At 52.1% G+C, this 18,266-nt stretch carries 15 protein-coding genes; 9 read left to right on the top strand and 6 right to left on the bottom strand.

Annotated features, from left to right (window positions below):
- Positions 1–3: 3 nt before the first annotated feature.
- The 4 genes from DK510_RS19710 to DK510_RS19695 are packed head-to-tail and all read left to right on the top strand — an operon-like array spanning position 4 to position 5,484.
- A complete protein-coding gene (locus DK510_RS19710; RefSeq protein ID WP_109313558.1) occupies positions 4–1,452 on the top strand; it encodes a class I SAM-dependent DNA methyltransferase in 1,449 nt (482 codons plus the stop codon).
- Entirely contained in the window at positions 1,449–2,528 is a 1,080-nt protein-coding gene (locus DK510_RS19705; protein ID WP_109313557.1) for an endonuclease NucS domain-containing protein, read from the top strand. The genes DK510_RS19710 and DK510_RS19705 overlap by 4 nt, the downstream gene beginning before the upstream one ends.
- Positions 2,525–4,207, top strand: a complete 1,683-nt coding sequence (locus tag DK510_RS19700; protein WP_109313556.1) for a restriction endonuclease subunit S — start codon at positions 2,525–2,527, stop codon at positions 4,205–4,207. Before DK510_RS19705 ends, DK510_RS19700 begins: the two co-directional genes overlap by 4 nt.
- Complete coding sequence (locus tag DK510_RS19695; protein ID WP_160116575.1) at positions 4,204–5,484, top strand: MBL fold metallo-hydrolase; 1,281 nt, start codon at positions 4,204–4,206, stop codon at positions 5,482–5,484. The genes DK510_RS19700 and DK510_RS19695 overlap by 4 nt, the downstream gene beginning before the upstream one ends.
- 123 nt (positions 5,485–5,607) lie before the next feature.
- Here the strand turns inward: DK510_RS19695 and DK510_RS19690 are convergent, their stop codons facing one another.
- The 5 genes from DK510_RS19690 to DK510_RS19665 all read right to left on the bottom strand — a co-directional run bounded on the left by DK510_RS19690 (position 5,608) and on the right by DK510_RS19665 (position 8,932).
- A complete protein-coding gene (locus tag DK510_RS19690; protein WP_160116574.1) occupies positions 5,608–6,057 on the bottom strand; it encodes a hypothetical protein in 450 nt (149 codons plus the stop codon).
- A 14-nt stretch (positions 6,058–6,071) separates the two neighbouring features.
- Complete coding sequence (locus DK510_RS19685; protein ID WP_109313553.1) at positions 6,072–6,518, bottom strand: DUF5681 domain-containing protein; 447 nt, start codon at positions 6,516–6,518, stop codon at positions 6,072–6,074.
- A 266-nt stretch (positions 6,519–6,784) separates the two neighbouring features.
- Positions 6,785–7,312, bottom strand: coding sequence for a hypothetical protein (locus DK510_RS19675; protein ID WP_109313551.1), 528 nt, complete (start codon positions 7,310–7,312; stop codon positions 6,785–6,787).
- A complete protein-coding gene (locus tag DK510_RS23660; RefSeq protein ID WP_109313550.1) occupies positions 7,312–7,503 on the bottom strand; it encodes an AlpA family phage regulatory protein in 192 nt (63 codons plus the stop codon). The genes DK510_RS19675 and DK510_RS23660 overlap by 1 nt, the downstream gene beginning before the upstream one ends.
- A gap of 151 nt (positions 7,504–7,654) precedes the next feature.
- Positions 7,655–8,932, bottom strand: a complete 1,278-nt coding sequence (locus DK510_RS19665; protein WP_109313549.1) for an integrase arm-type DNA-binding domain-containing protein — start codon at positions 8,930–8,932, stop codon at positions 7,655–7,657.
- 857 nt (positions 8,933–9,789) lie between these two features.
- Here DK510_RS19665 and DK510_RS19655 point away from each other — a divergent pair.
- The 4 genes from DK510_RS19655 (at position 9,790) to DK510_RS19635 (ending at position 14,537) form a co-directional block, all read left to right on the top strand.
- Positions 9,790–11,313: a P-loop ATPase, Sll1717 family gene (locus DK510_RS19655; RefSeq protein ID WP_109313547.1), complete on the top strand. Its 1,524-nt coding sequence runs from the start codon at positions 9,790–9,792 to the stop codon at positions 11,311–11,313.
- A gap of 832 nt (positions 11,314–12,145) precedes the next feature.
- Positions 12,146–12,751: an outer membrane beta-barrel protein gene (locus tag DK510_RS19650; RefSeq protein ID WP_109313546.1), complete on the top strand. Its 606-nt coding sequence runs from the start codon at positions 12,146–12,148 to the stop codon at positions 12,749–12,751.
- 222 nt (positions 12,752–12,973) lie between these two features.
- On the top strand, positions 12,974–13,225 hold the full coding sequence (locus DK510_RS23655) for a sulfotransferase family 2 domain-containing protein (protein ID WP_370247414.1): 252 nt from the start codon (positions 12,974–12,976) through the stop codon (positions 13,223–13,225).
- 958 nt (positions 13,226–14,183) lie between these two features.
- The gene (locus DK510_RS19635) at positions 14,184–14,537 is read left to right on the top strand and encodes a transposase (RefSeq protein ID WP_160116573.1); all 354 of its coding nucleotides are present in this window, start codon (positions 14,184–14,186) and stop codon (positions 14,535–14,537) included.
- Between the two features lie 59 nt (positions 14,538–14,596).
- On the opposite strand, the gene DK510_RS19630 is transcribed toward DK510_RS19635, so the two are convergent.
- On the bottom strand, positions 14,597–16,540 hold the full coding sequence (locus DK510_RS19630; protein WP_109313542.1) for a DUF3604 domain-containing protein: 1,944 nt from the start codon (positions 16,538–16,540) through the stop codon (positions 14,597–14,599).
- Positions 16,541–16,726: 186 nt separating this feature from the next.
- On the opposite strand from DK510_RS19630, the gene DK510_RS19625 reads away from it, so the two are divergent.
- Positions 16,727–18,208, top strand: a complete 1,482-nt coding sequence (locus DK510_RS19625) for an arylsulfatase (RefSeq protein WP_200833265.1) — start codon at positions 16,727–16,729, stop codon at positions 18,206–18,208.
- Positions 18,209–18,266 lie beyond the last annotated feature (58 nt).

Below are 18,266 nucleotides of genomic sequence, written 5' to 3'. Positions count from 1 at the left end.
AACATGTCCGTCCGTACCCTCGTTAAATCCATTCAGGATATCATGCGCAAAGACACTGGCGTCGATGGTGATGCCCAGCGCATAAGCCAGCTATGCTGGATGTTCTTCCTCAAGATCATCGACGATCAGGATCAAGAGCTCGAACTAACCAAAGACGACTACACCTCACCCATCCCCGATGCCCTGCAATGGCGCGCTTGGGCCGCAGACCCTGAAGGGATCACAGGTGACACGCTGTTGGATTTCGTCAACAACACCTTATTCCCCGAGCTGAAATCCTTGCCCACCAACGCGGGACCCCGCGCTAAGGTCGTCCGCGATGTGTTCGAGGATGCCTACAACTACATGAAATCCGGCCAGCTGATGCGGCAGATGGTCAACAAGATCAACGAGGTAGATTTCAACAATCTGACCGAACGCCAGCACTTCGGCGATATCTACGAACAAATCCTCAACGACCTGCAAAACGCGGGCAACGCGGGCGAATACTACACCCCGCGCGCGGTCACCGCTTTTATGGTGCAACAGATCGACCCGAACCCCGGTGAAATCATGTTTGACCCAGCCTGTGGTACTGGTGGCTTTCTAACCTGTGCGATGCGCCACATGCGCGAGAAATACGTCAAACGCCCGGAGCATGAAGCGACGATGCAAGACGCCCTGCGAGCTGTTGAAAAGAAACCACTGCCCCACATGCTTTGCGTTACCAACATGCTGCTAAACGGTGTCGAGGAACCGGACTTCGTTCGCCACGACAACACGCTGGCCCGTCCGCTGGTCAGTTGGACCCGCGATGAACGTGTCGACATCGTTCTGACCAACCCGCCCTTTGGCGGCAAAGAAGAAGACGGAATCGAGTCCAACTTTCCGACCTTTAAGACCCGCGAAACCGCCGATCTTTTTCTTGCCCTGATCATCCGCCTGCTCAAACCCGGTGGCCGCGCCGCCGTGGTGCTGCCGGACGGTTCGCTGTTCGGAGAGGGGATCAAGACCCGGCTCAAGGAACACCTGTTGGAGGAATGCAATCTGCACACCATCGTGCGCCTGCCCAACTCTGTGTTCAAACCCTACGCCTCTATCGGCACGAACCTGCTGTTCTTCGAAAAGGGCGCGCCAACGCAGGACGTCTGGTATTGGGAGCACCGCGTGCCAGAGGGGCAAAAAGCCTATTCCATGACCCGGCCCATCAAGCTTGAGCATCTGGATGATTGCGCCGCATGGTGGGGTGGGGTTGCGCGTGAGGGACGCGTGGAAAACGAGCAGGCTTGGAAAGTCTCCATCGACGCGATCCGCGAGCGTGGCTTCAACCTCGACATCAAGAACCCGCATGTGGTCGAGGATGACCACGGCGACCCGGAAACTCTGCTGAATGATCTTAACAAGACCGAAGCATCGGTCGAAAGCCTGCGTGCCGAGCTCAAAGCGATCTTGACCGAGGCGCTCACACGATGACAACGCAATCTATTCCCGAAAATGCCATGGGACGTCTTCGGGCCGCCAAAGCTGCAATGCTGGACCGCGAAGACACACGTGAAATTCTGGAGGCCAAGGACGAGGTTCTGGCGCGTTACAGCCCCGTTTTCCAACCGGGTACCATCGGCACCATCGACGAAGATGTTTTGCGATCTTTTCTCTACTTCGAAAACAATCACCACTGGTCCGGCCTGAATCGTCAGGTCAACCGCGTCTGTGGTGACATGCCGACAACCCGTGCGGCCCTTGCTCATCTGGTCGACGAAACCCGCCCAATCGCGGACCGGATGCAGCCTGTCACCGATATCAAAGGCATGGGCAAGGGGATCATCACCGCGATCTTGCATGTCGCCTATCCGGACCAATACGGCGTCTGGAACAACACCTCCCACGACGGGCTGCTTGAACTCTGCCTCCTGCCGCAAACCCCACGCGGGGCCAGCTTTGGCGAACGCTACGCTGCTGTGAACGAGGTCTTGTTGCGCCTTGCTGACGTACTCGAAGTCGATCTCTGGACCCTCGATGCGGTTTGGTGGTTTTTGCATTCGGATGCCGAAGACGAAGACCCGGATCAGCCGGGCATGGCCTTCGCTGATGAGCCAACCGGAACACCAAACACCAAGACCACCCGCTTTGCGCTGGAACGGCATTTACATGACTACATGTTCGACAATTGGGACATGCTGGACCTCGCGCAGGAGTGGGACATCTACACCCGTGACGGAGAGCCCGAGGCCGGATATGAATTCCGCACCTCTATCGGGCGCATCGACCTGTTGGCCAAACACAAACGCGACCCACGCTGGCTGGTCATTGAACTCAAGCGAGAGAAATCCTCGGACGCGGTTGTCGGTCAGGTGCTCCGCTATATGGGTTGGGTGCAAAAGCATTTGGTTGAAACCGGTGAAACGGTGGGCGGCCTTGTCGTCGCCACTGAGGGCGATTCGCAACTGCACTACGCGCTAGAAGTCATGCCCTCTGTGTCGTTCAAATCCTACGAGGTCGAATTCCGCCTCAAGAACGGCCCGACCTTTGAGGAGTTCGCAAAGCCATGAATGCTAAACTCCTTTTGGAGGTTTACGAGCGGATCAGCGAAGCGCCGGACGCCATCACGCGGCTCCGGCGTTTTGTGCTGGATTTGGCGATACGTGGGAAGCTGGTAGAGCAGGATGCAACGGATGAACCCGCGCATATGCAATTAACCCGCATCTCGAACTTCCGCTCCCAAACCCCCACCAAGGGTAGAAAAGGAAAGAAAAAACTGGTCGACCCTACATTGACCGAGATTTCCTTTGATTTGCCCGAAGGATGGGAGCAAGCGCCTCTGTCTGAGTTATTACGGGTGGTGAATGGGCGTGCCTTCAAGAAAACTGAGTTGCTCTCGGAAGGCACTCCCGTACTGCGCGTCGGGAACCTCTTCACCTCAAACCACTGGTATTACTCAGACTTATCTTTGGATGAAGACAAATACTGCGACGCGGGTGATCTAATCTACGCTTGGTCGGCGTCGTTTGGGCCTTTCATTTGGAGCGGGCCAAGAGCGATTTACCATTACCACATCTGGAAGCTGCCGCTGTTCAGTGACGCCGACCTTAGCAAACAATATATCTACCTTTATCTCCTGCAGAAAACTCGCGAAATCAAAGATGCCGGACACGGCATTTCGATGATCCATATGACCAAGGAGAAAATGGAGCAACTCGCAGTTCCGCTCCCCCCCCTTGCCGAGCAGCATCGGATCGTGGCGAAGGTTGATGAGCTCATGGCGCTTTGTGATCGGTTGGAGGAGGCCCGCAAGGCCCGCGAAGAGACGCGCAACAAGCTCACCGCCGCCAGCCTCGCCCGCCTGACCGCCCCCGACACCACACCCGAGGATTTCCCCGCCCACGCCCGCTTTGCCCTCGACACCCTCCCCGCTATCACGTCCCGCCCCGACCAAGTCAAATCCCTCCGCCAAACCATCCTAAACCTAGCTGTCCGTGGGAAGCTGGTGGAGCAGAATGCAGAGGATGAACCAGCGTCGGACCTCTTGGTGAAAATTGGCGCCGATAAAAATAAAATGCGCTCCGCGAAAGTCGTGGCCCCCGATCTCCCTTTTGTCCTGCCTGAAGGATGGGCGAGCGCGAGCGTGCAGGACACTTTAATGCGCGATCGAGAAATCTCGTATGGCGTTATCAAGTTGGGAGCTGAGCCCAAGTCTGGAGGCATTCCAACACTTCGTTGCAGCGATGTGCGACCGGGCTTCATCGACGAACGTAAAGTTCGGAAGGTCCAAGAAGACATCGAAGCCCAATACATCCGAACGAGGCTCGTGGGTGGGGAGGTTTTAATCAACATCCGCGGAACTTTGGGAGGAGTTGCAGAAGTCCCGAAGAAGATGGCTGGATACAACATCGCACGTGAAGTCGCGGTTATCCCAGTCTCTAATCAAATGTCGGCACGCTATATCGTCTATTTGATGCTTTCACCGTTCTTCTGGGATCATATCCAAGGCAACTTACGGGGCATTGCATACAAGGGCCTTAACCTCGGAACTCTTAGGGCTCTGCCCATCCCGATCCCACCCCTCGCCGAGCAACACCGCATCGTGGCCAAAGTCGACGCCCTCCTAGCCCTCTGCGACTGGTTGGACGCCGCCCTAACATCCGCCGACACCACCCGCACCCACCTCCTCGAAGCCCTCCTTCACGAGGCGTTGAACCCAACAGAAAAAGAACTGGAAGCCGCCGAGTGACCGAAATCCGAGCGGTTCATAAATTCTTCCCCGTAGGCCAAGGTCTGTTTGCGGCGGGTTCGATAGAGTTCTGGCCACCCCCGCCAAGGCGGCGCAGAATTGAGATCGAGGGTTATGAAAAGCCGCCCGTACAATCGCCCTATCGTTGGGTTTATGACTGCGGCAGCTCGACGGCGAAGCGCCTTGTCACCAACGCCATCACTGATCTGAAAAGCGATTGCGGTGGTCAGAAGATTGACCTTCTGACGATATCGCATTTCCACAATGACCACATCAGCGGCGTGGTCGACTTGCTGAAAGCGATCGGCGCCAAGACGGTCATGTTACCATGGGCTCCGCTCTGGCATCGTCTGCTGATCGGCTTTGACCAAGGCTTGCGGGCAGATGACGCCGAGATGCTGTTCTTCGTCGATCCAGTCCAATACTTGATCCAAGAGGCTGGTGACGGCTTTGAACGAGTTTTATTCGTCATGCCCTCTGACGGCGATGGCCCGCCGTTTTCCACCGAACCAACCTTTGAGCCTGAACCACCAGAAGACCTAGATGACACCGACAAGGTGTCTGGGCCGGGGGATACAGTGCCATATGGCGATTTGGACCTGACATACGATCACGGGGATCGACGCGTGCGCATGTTGAGGCCCGGTCAGGCAATTCCCGTCTTTGGCGTTTGGGAGTTCATTCCCTATAACGATCCTGATACGCGCCCGTCTGATCCGACAGGCTTTGAAGCGCAGGTTACACCCCATCGACAGGCGCTGTTGAGCAGGAACGACATTGACCGCAAAGCCGCGCTGAAAAGTCTGCGGGGCCTTTACGAAGCGACGTTCGGCAAGACGGCCATGAATGATGTCAGCCTGACGCTCTATGGTGGGGCGATCGGCACGTGGCGCGGGCATCGCTACTGCGAATGTCGCCTCCATCGCTTTCTCGGCCATCGCGATTGCTGGCAAGAACACGAAACGAAGGCTTCAATCATGCTTACCGGAGATGGCAATCTGAGCGGCGTTTCCAAGTGGGACGCATTGGAACAATACCTTGATCGCCGCAGGGCAGTTCGAACGAGTGTCTTTCAGGTGCCCCATCACGGTGCGCGTGCGAACTGGTATGACGGTCTGGCAGCTGCGGCATCGCCTGTAATTAGTGTATTCAGCTCTGATCCCAGTCACAGCTATGGTCACCCGCACGCAGAAGTTCTGCGCGATTTTTGGAACCGCCGCCCAATTCAAGTCGACCAGCATTCCGGTTTCGCAATGTACATGTTCTTAGAGCGCTGAGTGGAATTTCGGCTTGATCGACAAGCTGGATTTAGGAGGTAGAAGTTGTTGATATCAAGCGTTTTCTCATTGGTAGCTTAGAAGGCGATTGCAACCAATCGGCTCCATTGCAGAGTTGAATTTCTATTGGACGAGGTAATCCAACATTTCGGCCGACAATATCTCCGACGTCTTGAAGTCGGGCTTCGGTAATAGAACCTCAATGAGTTCAAATACTGGACTTGTTGGCGGACCTGCCGACGCCATAGCCTCTTCATCAATACCCATTGAAGTCAAAGCCATCCTCCAAGCTGCTCGAACATTCGCAAAGTCTTGGAGAAAGCTGCCTGAAATCTCGGGATCGACACCAGCGAAAAAAAGGAACCTGAGAACATGTTCTTTCAGATCCGCCTCAACAGCCATGGCCAAGCACATCAATCCTTCCATCGCTTCTGAAAAACGAACGTCGGTTTGGACATACGTTAATTTGGGACAGCTGCGGATCAAGCGAAGTCTTTCATTATCGTCGCCACGTGAAAGAGCCTCGACACATGCAACGACGCGCTGGTCCGGGGTTAGACTTTCGTAGACCATGGGCGGAATTCTATTCATGTAACACCCAACTTTACGGCACGCTCTAGCGCATTGATCCGGTCCTCATATTCGGAAAGCTCCAGCACACGTCTAAAGCCCTCTACGAGGTTCATGACTGCAGCGCCTTCAAGTGGAGTTACATCGCCTTGGGAAACAGCCCGCAGAACAGCCTGAGCGGACGCGGCGGCGTCCCGGGCGCTATTCATGAGTGGGAGGTCAAAGCTGACAGCAGAGTCTTTTTTTGGCGGGGCGATGCGTTCTAGACAAAGGCGCATTGCGGTGGTGTCACCTTTGAGAGCGAGTTCAATGGCTTTGCGGGCCAACCCTTCTGCCTCATCTTCCAGCAGGCTCTCAACTGCTAGCAAGTATTTGTTCCGCGAACCTTTAGGTCGTCCGGGATTGCCAGCAGCAAATTTCCCGGTTTCATCAGTGTACGTTCTTCCAACGTTGTTTCGTGTCATTTTATGCTCCCGTTACTTCGCCTCGTTGAACGCAGTTCTGTGTACTGCGAAAACGCATAAGCCCCACGCCCCTAGAGCCTCCGAGAACCGCGCCAATGGGACCGATCGCGCACTCTTGGCCGATCTGTAAAAAGATGCAGAGAAACGCCCGTACCAATAGTGCGCTGAGACCAGTACCCCCTTGGTAGATAAGGTTGTCATGATATCTAGGACGGTCGAGTTCTCAAAATTGCCCAAAACGTCCTCATTTTGATGACAGCCTGTCCTCATTTTGATGACGGTCTTGATTGAGCCGTCCTCATTTCTATGACGGTACTGTCATCATTTTGATGATAGGTTTTTAATTTTCCATTTGCGCCACTCAGATTGTTCCGCCGCGACTTATGAATCGGAAATTCTCGATCTTTCGTCCACTCCTTGTAGAGCCGCCTCCCGCCTCGCTTGGCGTCGTGCGGCAACTCTAGTTCGGTCAGCTCATACTCAGTCGATTTTCCATAACCTTCACAGCCAAGCACGCCGGATTTGGTGACACAGATGAAACCTTTTGCTTGTAGGTCATGAAAGGCTCTTGCTGCGGCATCGGTGGAGCAACCCATCCGGTCAGCAGCTTGACGAACACTGAGGCTGATCTCGCCGTTATTGTTATTCTGGGGGCCGCGCCATTCCAGCCTCAGCCACGGATATAGCGCCTGTGCGATGGGTGAAAGTGCCTGCCAAGCAGGCGTTTCCATCATATTGCGCACCAATTTGGTCCAGTGCTCTGTACGCTGTTCGTTTCGCTTATCGCGGCCCATTACGCAGCCTCGCCTCGTGAGGTGGCCCACTTGTCGATCTCATCAGCTTTGAAACGTGTGCATCCGGGCGAAAGCTTGACCGCTCTCGGGAATGTCGGGTCTCCGCGATGCCAACGCCACACAGTCGGGCGTGCTACGGCGAAGCGGTCAGCGACCTGTTTGTCCGAAAGATAAAGCTGGTTTTTAGTCATTTTAGTTCGTCTCCATTCAATTTTATTGAATGGCCGATGCCTAAAACGAACAACGCCCACCCCATTTTTCAATAGGATGGGCTTCATTGCCCTACACCTGTGTCAGATCGTATCTGACTTAGGTGAACAATACAGATTGCGACGAGTCATTTCAACTCCGCATTTGCACAACCTTGGAACTGGCCTCGCCACTTAGAAATCGGCCCCATGCAGCCATCATTCCTCGCCGTTTCTCGACAAGATCCCCGCGTCGGTATGCGCGTTCGACTTCAGAGCCTACGCTATGCGCGAGACTTATCTCGGCCATGTCGCTCGGAAATTCAGTGCGTTCAGCTGCCCAATCCCGGAACGTACTGCGCAGGCCGTGCGGTACCGCAGGACGCCCAGAACGTTCATCCACATAACCATTCACACGAGCGGCGTGAATGCGCTTCATACAGGCTGATAAAGCCGCATCAGATAACTGCCCACCCCTCGGGGCCGCGAAGATGTATGGCGATCCTTCAAGCCTCGGCATGCCGTCGACAAGCGCCAGCGCTTCGGTGGTTAAAGGCACACGGTGCTCCTTGCTGGCCTTCATCCGATCGCCGGGAATAGTCCATAGCGCGCTGTCCCAGTCCAATTCATCCCACCGTGCACCGCGTATTTCACCGGATCGCGCGGCTGTCATCGCCATGAACTCCAGTGCTCTTGTTGCCGTTCCAGATCGCCCCCGCAGATCAGCAAGCCAAGTTGGTGCGTCGGCGAGACTCAATGCCGGATGGTGCTGGACTTTGGCAAGCTTCGTTGGCTTGGCCAACACCGCGTCAAGATTGCCCCGCCATCTGGCTGGGTTGTCGCCTGTCCGGTGCCCTTTGACTGTGGCCCAGCTCAAAACCGCCTCGATCCGACCTCTGAGCCGTGACGCCGTTTCTGTTTTCGTTTCCCAAATCTGCGATAGAGTGTGAACAATGTCCTGCACCGTGATTTCATCGATCGGCATGTCGCCCAGATTAGGCACGGCGTATTTATCCAGTGTCGCGCGCCATTGTTTTCGATGCTTGTCGTTGTCAAATTCGGCCAGTTTTACCGCCAAGTATGACTCCATAGACTCTTTGAATGTCATGCCCCGCTGCGAAGAGGATCTCAGTGTCTCTTGAGACGCTCTCTTGTGCTCGATGGGGTCAATACCCTCGCGGATCATATCCCGAGCCGCACGCGCCCGCTCACGCGCATTTGCAAGCGTTACATCTGGAAACGGACCAAGCCCGAGATTCCGTCGCGTCCCGGCAATCATGCACCGTAACAGCCAAGACCGCGCACCGGTTGGCGTGACCTGCAACAGAAGGCCATCAACGCCGCCAACAGCGAATGTCTTATTGCCGCCTTGGCCGGGGTGTTTGAGGCGTTTAACATCGAGTGCCGTCAGTTCTCGGGCTTTCTTAGGCATGGTTCGAATCCCAAATTATGGGTTGGCGCTCCATTACACGCCAACCTACATGCCAAAAGAAATGATATTGAATGCAACAAGACGCAACAGAATATTACATCACATCATGTTAATATATTGAAAATAAATGAATAAAACACCGAATTGAGACGCGCTGCAACTGCGTGGTGGCGGCCTTCGTCTCCGCCATAACTACCTGAGAAAGAATGATAATTACTTTACGCTGCGCTGCAGAATTTCCCATAATTACGTGAATTTAGCTGCACGATTTTCACATTGATTTAATGTAGTTTCTCTGAAAAGCGCTGGAAAATTGGCACAAATCTGGCACAGAATCGGAATGGTTTGCTTTTTTGTAAAGAACTTTTCTGGCTTGATTTTGCACTTGCAGCAAGGACGGCTGACGCAACAACTCGATCATTTCGCGGGGCGTCATGTAGTGCGCACCTAGCGATCACACCTTACTTTCCGACAAAGAGAAGTCTGGAAGTGCACAAGCAACCTGCTACACCTCGCTTCGCGCCAAGACACGTTTTCTCAGTTGATCGCCGCGGGGGACTCAGTGAAATTCACGCTAAATCTTGCCAAGATCGCTAGGTGCGCGTCGGTGGTAACTAAGCAGACCTTGGCCATGTAGAACTTCAAAGTCCAGAAAGTGGGCAAAGCTAACCTTCTCCGCGCCTGTTTCACTAGCGCTTTCGGATAGTGCATCAACAATAGGCAGCTACAACAAAACTTGAGCACTAACCCAAAACTCTGACAAAAAAAGTCTCGCGCAGCTTTCATGGGCAGATTGGTTGACTTTAGGCGAGTGTTCCACGATCAACTCAACTGAGTTTTTCAGGGGAGGTATTGGGATGCACATAAAACAAGTTGTACTCGAAAGTTTAGAGATTGGTAACGGAGTTGCAGAACTAGAAAGATCAGTTTTGAGCTCATTCTTTTTTGAAAGTATTACCTGGAAAAAACTTCGAAAGGACAAAATTGACTTCATCCTTGGCCCAAAAGGATCAGGGAAGAGCGCGTTGTACTATTACTTACTGGATCATGAAGCGGAACTTCACAGCGAGGGCAGCTTTATTGTGTCTTCCGAAAACACTTCAGGTGAATCAGTTTTTTCAGCTTTGACTGATGAAGCCGGTTTTGAGGAGGCCGACCTCATAAGGATTTGGAAGCTCTATTTCTTAACTTTAATTTTGGACACATGTAAGAAAAACGGGATCACATCGAAAGTATCGCAGCAGACTGAAGAGCTTCTTAAGCAGGAAGGTATTTACGAGAACGGTTGGAGCATTTCACAGCTCTTCGCCAATATTTCAAACTATATTCGTTCGCGCCTATATTTTGACGCAGCAGACGGAGAGCTTGAGATTGATCCCTCCACAGGTCTTCCAAAAAAAATCAAGGCGAAGCTCACGTTTGGATCTCCCACCACTACACAACAAAAACAAGGTATTATCTCCATCGATGCCCTTCTACAGGCCTACAATAATTTGCTGGTCGAAAACAATCGAAAGGTATGGATTCTACTTGACCGCTTGGATGCCATATTTCCAAACGATAGAAAAAAGGAAAAAAGTGCACTCCGATCTCTAGTGCGCGTTTACGCAGCCACAAGAAATCTACCCGCAATTCGCCTAAAAATCTTTATGAGAAACGATCTTTGGAGTTCTATCACAAAGGAAGATGGCTTCCGGGAAGCTTCACATCTTGCGCCTGTAACTGCACGACTTGATTGGGATAAGTCAACTCTTGGAGAGATGTTGCTAAAGCGCTTTTTGCTGTCTGTGGAGTTCAGGAAGTATTTTCGCAAAGACGAATCATTTATTAAGTCAAACTCAAACGACAAGCATAACTTTCTCTACTCTCTTTTTCCCGATAATATGAACCTATATGGCAATAAACCTCAAAAATCTTTCGATTGGTTGGTTATGTATACCCAAGATGGTCTGGGTGTGAGTGCCCCGCGGGACCTTATTGAGCTGGTAAATTCTGCGATTGAATACGAGATAACTCGTCTTGAAAAAGGCGACACTCCGTATAAGCAGAGAAATTTGATTTTCAATCATGAAGGTTTGATTTCCGGAGGGGGCGTTCTATCGAAAACGAAGATGGAGCAAACCATATTCGCTGAGTTCCCTGAATGCAGAAGGTACATAGAAGCTTTCATTGACAGTTCAGGCAGGAATTTTGATGATGACAAGTTGGCTAGTGTCTGGGGCGTTGACAGAGACCAGGCTGATAGAATGGCTTCCTATCTCTGTGAGATAGGTGTGCTGAAGAAAAGTAGCGCTAAATCCGGTGCGACAAATTACCTGATACCGGTCCTATATACCAATTACCTTGGCATTAACCCTTCGCGAAAAAGCAAAGTGGGATAGCCGGCATATATAGGAAGAACTATGTAATAGAAGCGGGGAATCGTGCCAGGTGCATCATTGGGCTCCAAGCAGATGATCTCCGCGGCGTCAACACGTGACCGCTTCTTGGAGTTGCAATCATAGTGAATGCAGTTTCCTACCGGCGACATGCGCTCAATATTCCGGGATCGCGTTGTTCAAATCATAGAGATTTTGCATGCAGCAAAGTGACTCAATCCGTTCCGTGGTTCGCTAATAGCTTCGTGCAAAACAAATTATAACGTGCAGGTCATCGAGGCACTGAAAACTTCTGATGTAATTGGGAAATAGGAAATTTTTGCAGAGACGCTCGAAAACTAAGACGAGGTAATAACCATTAAGCCGTGCAAATTGGCACAAAACTGGCACATGGATTGAAGAAAAAGTTCGTAAGTTTTTGTTTTATATGAATTTAATTTCTTAAACGATTGCCCTGCTAAGGGAGTAGGCCCGGAAGGGTCTCGAGGGTTCGAATCCCTTCGTCGCGCGCGTCCCGATAGGACAGCGGATATCTGCATTCCCATCGTACCGCCAACAGAATGACTTCCTTGGCAAATCGGTGATACCTCAATAGATAACGGCGCGAAATCAGAACCTCATTTCAAAACCGTGAGACTATCGCTGTCAACTTCAGTTAATGCAACAGATCCTCCACGAGAGATAAGGGAATTTGCTACGACATTCTGTCGTAGAAGCCTTCTTCAAAACCATTGCCACATTGACACAATAGCCTTTGAATTTGTGTGTCTTTAGAGTTCGTACATAGAAATATTCGGAGCGTCTGCACTATCATGAAATCCTAACAAAATTTACTTTGGATCTGATCAAATTGCCTATACGCATCAACACCGTCGCTCTAATCGTTGCTTCAATTTATCCGGCAGTCTCGATGGCGGGCGACACTGAGGTTTCCAGTGCCTTAAAGCCGTTCGAACAGCCGGCCGTGCTATCTGATTCGGGCGTCGACTGGACAGGTTTTTCCATAGGTTTAGAGCTTGGCTATGCTCCCGACGTGGAAGGCTCCAGCGGCCCGATTTATGGCGCGAAATTTGGTTGGGACTACGATTTTGGCAAGGTCATTGCCGGGTATTTCTTGCAATACACCCGGACGGTATTGGACATTGACCCCGGTTTCGAACTTGGCTCGTATACTCGTTTCGGTGCGCGAGGCGGCTTCGACAGTGGGTTGAACATGTACTACGCCAGCGCTGGCTATTCTGTACTCGACACTCACGCAAGCGGCGACATAAACCCGGGCGAGGGCAGTGGTTATTTCGTAGGCCTTGGTTATGAACGCTTCATTCGAGAGGAGGTTACGCTTGGGGCAGAGGTGGTTTATTCTGTGTTCTCAGATTTTGAACGTGAGTTTGAAGACTTGGCAGTAACTACGCTTGCTTTTTCATTGAACTACAGATTCTGATTTCGGGCGGGAAATCTGTTGGCCTTCTTTGTTTCTGCTCGATGATTTTTGTATAAGCACCGCAGTTTAATCCGTTGAAATGGGTGAGGCCAATGGTATCTAAAATACGCCGACACCCCTTTCCTATGTTCCGTCGGAGAGTTCCTTCATGCGCGAACTTTGCGCGACAGCAAAGGCGCACTTGCGCTGCAAGCGTTATTGGTAAGAAGGCGTAGCAAATCGGTGCCAGTTTATCCTACATTGAAGACCGTTTTTGTTCATATTCCCAAAACCGGGGGGTCAACCATCTCGACGATTCTACGTCGTCCGAATCCCTTACGTCTAAGCAAACACGATCCTTCTCCAGCGATTGACAAACACTCGTCAGTATTTGAGCACTTAGAGCATTTGGGACCGGTGGCCGGAGAGTACTTCAAGTTCAGTTTTGTTCGGAACCCTTGGGACCGATTGGTATCCGCCTATCACTATATATGATCGCGCGGCGCCCAGAATTTGAACTGGTGGCAAATCATGACAACTTTGAAAGCTTCTTGGCTTCATTCATTGAAACGCCCTCGCAGTACCTCGATATTCCATATTTTCGACTCCAATCTAGTTTTCTCTTAGATGACAATGGAGAAATGCCATTGGATTTCCTAGGTCGCTTCGAAACCTTCGAGAATAACCTCAGGGTTTTGCTTCGAGAGATCTACTGCAGGCGTACGTTCTTTAAGCATCGAAAAAAGTCAAAAAGACGGGACTACCGAGAGTATTATTCCGCTGAGAGTAACAAAGCTGTTGGCGACGTATTCATCCGTGACGTTGAAAACTTCGGGTATCATTTCGATGACGGTATTATTCGCAAGAAATCTCGTCCTCTTCGAAAATTGTAGCACTGGATGGTGCCTGCAGACGAGGCGCAGGCTTGTTTCGGTTCTGAGATTGAGATTACCCTGCGTACTGCGGGAGTAAGGCGAGTGCAAATTGCAGAAGCGATTCCGGCTCGACGCTGAGTTTGCTGTGCAGAGACGATGCGTCCGCTGTCGCCTCCTCTGGCAACGTCGCTACAAGCTTCACGGATTGCACCTTACCGCTCTTTCTAATTTTGGATCAGTTTGTGACTTTAAGGTCAAAGTCATCCTGCGTTCTACACACGAGCAAACCCCGAACCTGCCGGTGCGTGAACGGAGCACTAGGTCTCGGCCAACGTGCCAGCATCTGCTCAGAACACCCCAGAAAAATCCCCGTTCTCAATAGTCCCAAGACCGTCTCTTGCCAGCTAGGGCAGGGGTCATGACACGGTGACACTGAAATGACTGCTAGTACCGCGATTTCCGCGGAGGTGGGGCGGATGCAAAGCCCTTCCACCAGCTGCAAACGTCACCGGTTCGTGGCTGAGCGGGTGCAGCTGGTTTCCCAGATGACCCGTCTCAAGAATAGGATCCATTCGGTAATGCATGCCAATCTGATCCCGCCGTACAATGCGTCTCTTTTTTCAAAGCGTGGGAGGAAATGGCTGGAGGAACAACCCGTCGCGCACGATCAACGCCGCGTCATCCTCCGTCATGCCGGCGAGCTGGACCGTCTCGGTCTCGAGTTGAAACAGATCGACGAAGACCTTGCACAGACAGCGCTTCAGGAACCGCGCGTGAAACAGTTGATGACAATCACCGGCGTCAACATGATCGTCGCTCTGAGCGTTCTGGCGGCAATTGGCGATATCGGGCGCTTCTCGTCTCCGGAGAAACTCGTCAGCTATTTCGGTCTCAATCCCCGGGTACGCCAATCTGGAGACAAAGCCGCCTAATGTTATCGGATAGGAATCGCCGGACAATTGTATTGAACGACGTTGGATTATTAATGATCTCAGCCCTCGGGAGTATACCAAATTGGCGAAGTGTAAGCACGTTCCTGTGTTGACGTTGGCACCTCGGGCGGTAGTTCATCCCCGAACCGAACCTCGTCGTAAATTGTCCACCTCGGGGTAGGAATTTCCAAGACACGAGCATAGTAGAATGCCCGCACAGAGGGATCGAATTCGGGGTCCTGCCAAACAGTTATTAGTTCCGGGGACCCTATTGAATTAGTAAACGTACCCGTTGCAACATCTACTGTATTCCCCACCGCTGGTAATTTGCCGTCCGCATCTTGTTCTCGGTTTCCCGACCAAGCCACATCATAAACTTGCTCTTCGGTGTCACCGTTGGAATTCAACCAACCTTTTACAATCTGAATGCGGTCCAGATTGCCGGAAAACGGGTCTTTCAATGCAGCAATGAGGAAAGTTGGAGCGTCCGCGTCTGCAGGTGCTTCTGCGAGGTCCCCGCCCATCGGTACGCCTTTTTTGTATCCTATTTCGGCGGGCAAACGAGATTTTGCATCGGCATCCGAAAAGTCCCAGGCACCGAAGAAACGAACCGCAATACGACTACCGGTCGTCCCATATACTTCTTTCCGTTCCATTGCGTCGAATATTGCTTCACGTGTGTTATCTTCAGCCCAGACCGCCGCGTAGCCAGAGGCTGCCATTTCCCACCCTAGAATCCTTAACGCGTCAAATTCGCCAACGACATGTTGCCAACGGCCAGGTTCTGGTTCGACACCGGAGTGTTTGCCAAAGAAATTGTCTTCTTCCGCAGTCGCCAAAGCAGTATGACTGTCAGTCGAGCCCACGACTCCAAATTTGTATGGATTGGTGCCTAGTTGAGCCTCTAGCTTTAAGCCGTTCTTCAGAGCCTCGCGTGCATACTCGTATTGGAGCATCCAGTCTTCCTTGGGTGTCGGACCGAGGTTGGATTTATCCCATGTTTCATAGTCTGCAAACTCATCGTTCGGGCTTAGAAACGGATGAGCTTCTCCATCACCCTTGATCTGGGTGATCTCATACATTGGTTCCCACTTTGCACGTCGTTCTGCGTAGTCTTCGGTCAATGGCTCACCCGTTTCCGGATTTGTCTCGACCGGAAACATTAGACCGTTGGAGACATTGCCGTTGTGGGCAAGTGCCAGCACACGCCCGCCAGTCTCTTGTTCATATGTTTCCAACCAGTCCCATAACCGTTCCGGATTAAAGGTTTCTGAGGTTGTGAAAGGTAGCATTTGCCGCGCGCGAATGGCATCATCTCGGTAGATCACGTTGCGGTGGAGGTTGTTTCCAGCTTCAGTGGATGTCCACTCGTATCCGATGAACGCAGTGAAAGTCCCAGGGTCGTTATGGTGATCCGCAGTTTGCGTGAAGTTGTCCCAGACGGATTGTACAAATCTTCGATCTGAAACTGCCTCGGGAAGTGCATCTCCTGTAATACCTGCGAAAGTTTCAATGACTTCCATTGTTGCGCCCAGAGCAACGTCTCCGCCGGCGTTAAGTCGTTCGCTCCAGTCTCGAAGCGTCGGGTCACGCATCAATGTTGAGTTTCCGGCGATGATTTCATTCATAGCGCCCATGGCATCAGAGTGATCGGCAACGACAAGCCAGTCGAGCGGGCGCGATAACTGCACGCGCAGGCCGTGCGATGTCGTGACTTCCTCACCGCGTGCAAATCTATAGGCATCGTCCGGGCTCAGAATGACTCCAAATCCGCGCGCGTCGAGCGAATTTGACGTGTGAATGTGGGTGTCACCCCACAGAGGACGCGTAGGAAAATCACGCCCAGCGTACGGTGAGAAATCAGCCGGTGCAGGTTCGCGCATATCATCAACCGATATAGTCATCTCCCCAACTTGCCCACCTTGTGCAGCCTCTTGAGCATTTGAAGCGCTTGCTATGAACGTGGCAGAAACGATTGCTGTCGATGTCAAAAAATACTTCATTGGAACCTCCCAGCAGAGCTGAATGCCAGCCTATGGCAACATCTGGCGCGGCTGTTCGTCAAGTAAAACAACGGTTTTTCTAATTTGGGCACCAGCGATCCTGAGAGAGGTTCGCCCATAACGTTGACGCTCAGCCGTCTTGCTTCAGGTGCCGCAGTGAGTAGCTGTTCTTGACGATGGGTGCTCTTGTTCGTCAGTCTTAGGCCTGTGATCTTGATTGGAGGCGTTGTCATGAAGTGGTTCTCACGAACATTCCTACTGTCCTTTTTTCTTCTATTTGCCACAGTTGCCTCAGCTCAAGACAAACCCAATATCGTATTCATATTTCTAGATAACTTTGGTTGGGGTGAACCAGGATTCAACGGTGGAGGCATAATCCGCGGTACAGCGACTCCCGAAATGGATGCCCTGGCTGCAGAAGGATTGAGGCTCACGAACTTTAATGTGGAAAGTCAGTGCACTCCCTCTCGAGCTGCGACTATGACTGGGCGTTACGGCATCCGGAGCGGCAACCATACAGTCCCACTGGGCGGCGGCGTCTACGGTCTGCCTCAATGGGAAATCACTATGGCCGAGATGCTAAAGGATGCGGGATACAACACGGCCATGTACGGAAAATGGCACCTCGGCTGGTCTGCAGGGCGCTATCCAACGAATCAAGGGTTCGACGAGTTTTACGGCGTCGAAACCACTGACGTTACAGTCTGGCGAACGCTTTCGGGGTTTGCTGAAGCCGAGATGGAAGAGCCCGTCGTCAAGCAAGGTGTTTCGGGTGAGCCAGCATCCATAGTGCGGGACTATGATCTGGACTATCGCGGCGAGATAGATGGTGACCTGACAAAAAAGGCTATAGAATTCATCGAAGCGAAGAGCGCGGACGACGCACCCTTTTTCATTTATCTTGCTTATACGCAGACCCACTATCCAAACATCGCGTCCGAGGAATTCGATGGTGCCACCGGAAACGGTGTTTGGGCCGACATTCTACTTCAGACTGACACCTACATCGGGCGTATCGTTGATGCGTTAGAGACTGCGGGTATTTCGGATGATACCGTGGTGATTTTTACTGCAGACAACGGCCCTGAAGCCCTGCCAGTTGGAAACGCGAACGTCTCTCCAGTCCCTGCGGTTCATGGCACCGCAGGGCCTTGGCGTGGCACTCTCTTCACTAGCCTCGAGGGAAGTATGCGCGTACCTTTTGCAATCAAATGGCCTGGGAAAATCCCTGCCGGTTCTGCGAGTAACGATGTTGTCCACTCGATGGACCTCTTTCCGACACTCGCGGAGTTTGCAGGCGGTAAGGTGCCACGAGACCGAGCCTTTGATGGCATCGACCAATCCCAATTCTTTCTCGGTGCCCAGCCAAATTCAAATCGAGATGGCGTGATCGTTTACATGGGTGAACAGATTTTCGGCGTTAAATGGAAGGATTGGAAAGTCCTATTCAAAGAGAATACGACAGCTTTTGGTGTGACAAATTCCTTTGACACACCAAGAGTCTACAATCTTCTGAATGATCCGCACGAGCGCGAAAGCGTACTCTTCCCCCACACATGGGCGGTCGAAAAGGCGCTACCGCAGTTGCAGGAGCACATCGCAACGTTCAAGGAGTACCCTCCGGTCCCGCCGGGAACGCCAGACCCCTATGAACCACCAAATGACTGAGCGGCGATTTTGTCCGCAAAGTGGACATTCGCCACGATTGAGCGAATGACCGCACCGA

Origin of the sequence: Ruegeria sp. AU67 (assembly GCF_900312795.1) — a bacterium.
In the GTDB taxonomy this organism is placed as follows: Bacteria; Pseudomonadota; Alphaproteobacteria; order Rhodobacterales; family Rhodobacteraceae; genus Ruegeria; species Ruegeria atlantica.
The sequence above is the reverse complement of the archived record's forward strand: the minus strand, read 5'-3'. Positions and strand labels throughout refer to the sequence as shown.

Excerpts from the sequence above, each read along its gene's own strand:
- DK510_RS19710 (WP_109313558.1), top strand. The coding sequence starts at position 4 with ATGTCCGTCCGTACCCTCGTTAAATCCATTCAGGATATCATGCGCAAA.
- DK510_RS19705 (WP_109313557.1), top strand. The coding sequence starts at position 1,449 with ATGACAACGCAATCTATTCCCGAAAATGCCATGGGACGTCTTCGGGCC.
- DK510_RS19700 (WP_109313556.1), top strand. The coding sequence starts at position 2,525 with ATGAATGCTAAACTCCTTTTGGAGGTTTACGAGCGGATCAGCGAAGCG.
- DK510_RS19690 (WP_160116574.1), bottom strand. The coding sequence starts at position 6,057 with ATGGTCTACGAAAGTCTAACCCCGGACCAGCGCGTCGTTGCATGTGTC.
- DK510_RS19685 (WP_109313553.1), bottom strand. The coding sequence starts at position 6,518 with ATGACACGAAACAACGTTGGAAGAACGTACACTGATGAAACCGGGAAA.
- DK510_RS19675 (WP_109313551.1), bottom strand. The coding sequence starts at position 7,312 with ATGGGCCGCGATAAGCGAAACGAACAGCGTACAGAGCACTGGACCAAA.
- DK510_RS23660 (WP_109313550.1), bottom strand. The coding sequence starts at position 7,503 with ATGACTAAAAACCAGCTTTATCTTTCGGACAAACAGGTCGCTGACCGC.
- DK510_RS19665 (WP_109313549.1), bottom strand. The coding sequence starts at position 8,932 with ATGCCTAAGAAAGCCCGAGAACTGACGGCACTCGATGTTAAACGCCTC.
- DK510_RS19655 (WP_109313547.1), top strand. The coding sequence starts at position 9,790 with ATGCACATAAAACAAGTTGTACTCGAAAGTTTAGAGATTGGTAACGGA.
- DK510_RS19635 (WP_160116573.1), top strand. The coding sequence starts at position 14,184 with ATGCATGCCAATCTGATCCCGCCGTACAATGCGTCTCTTTTTTCAAAG.
- DK510_RS19630 (WP_109313542.1), bottom strand. The coding sequence starts at position 16,540 with ATGAAGTATTTTTTGACATCGACAGCAATCGTTTCTGCCACGTTCATA.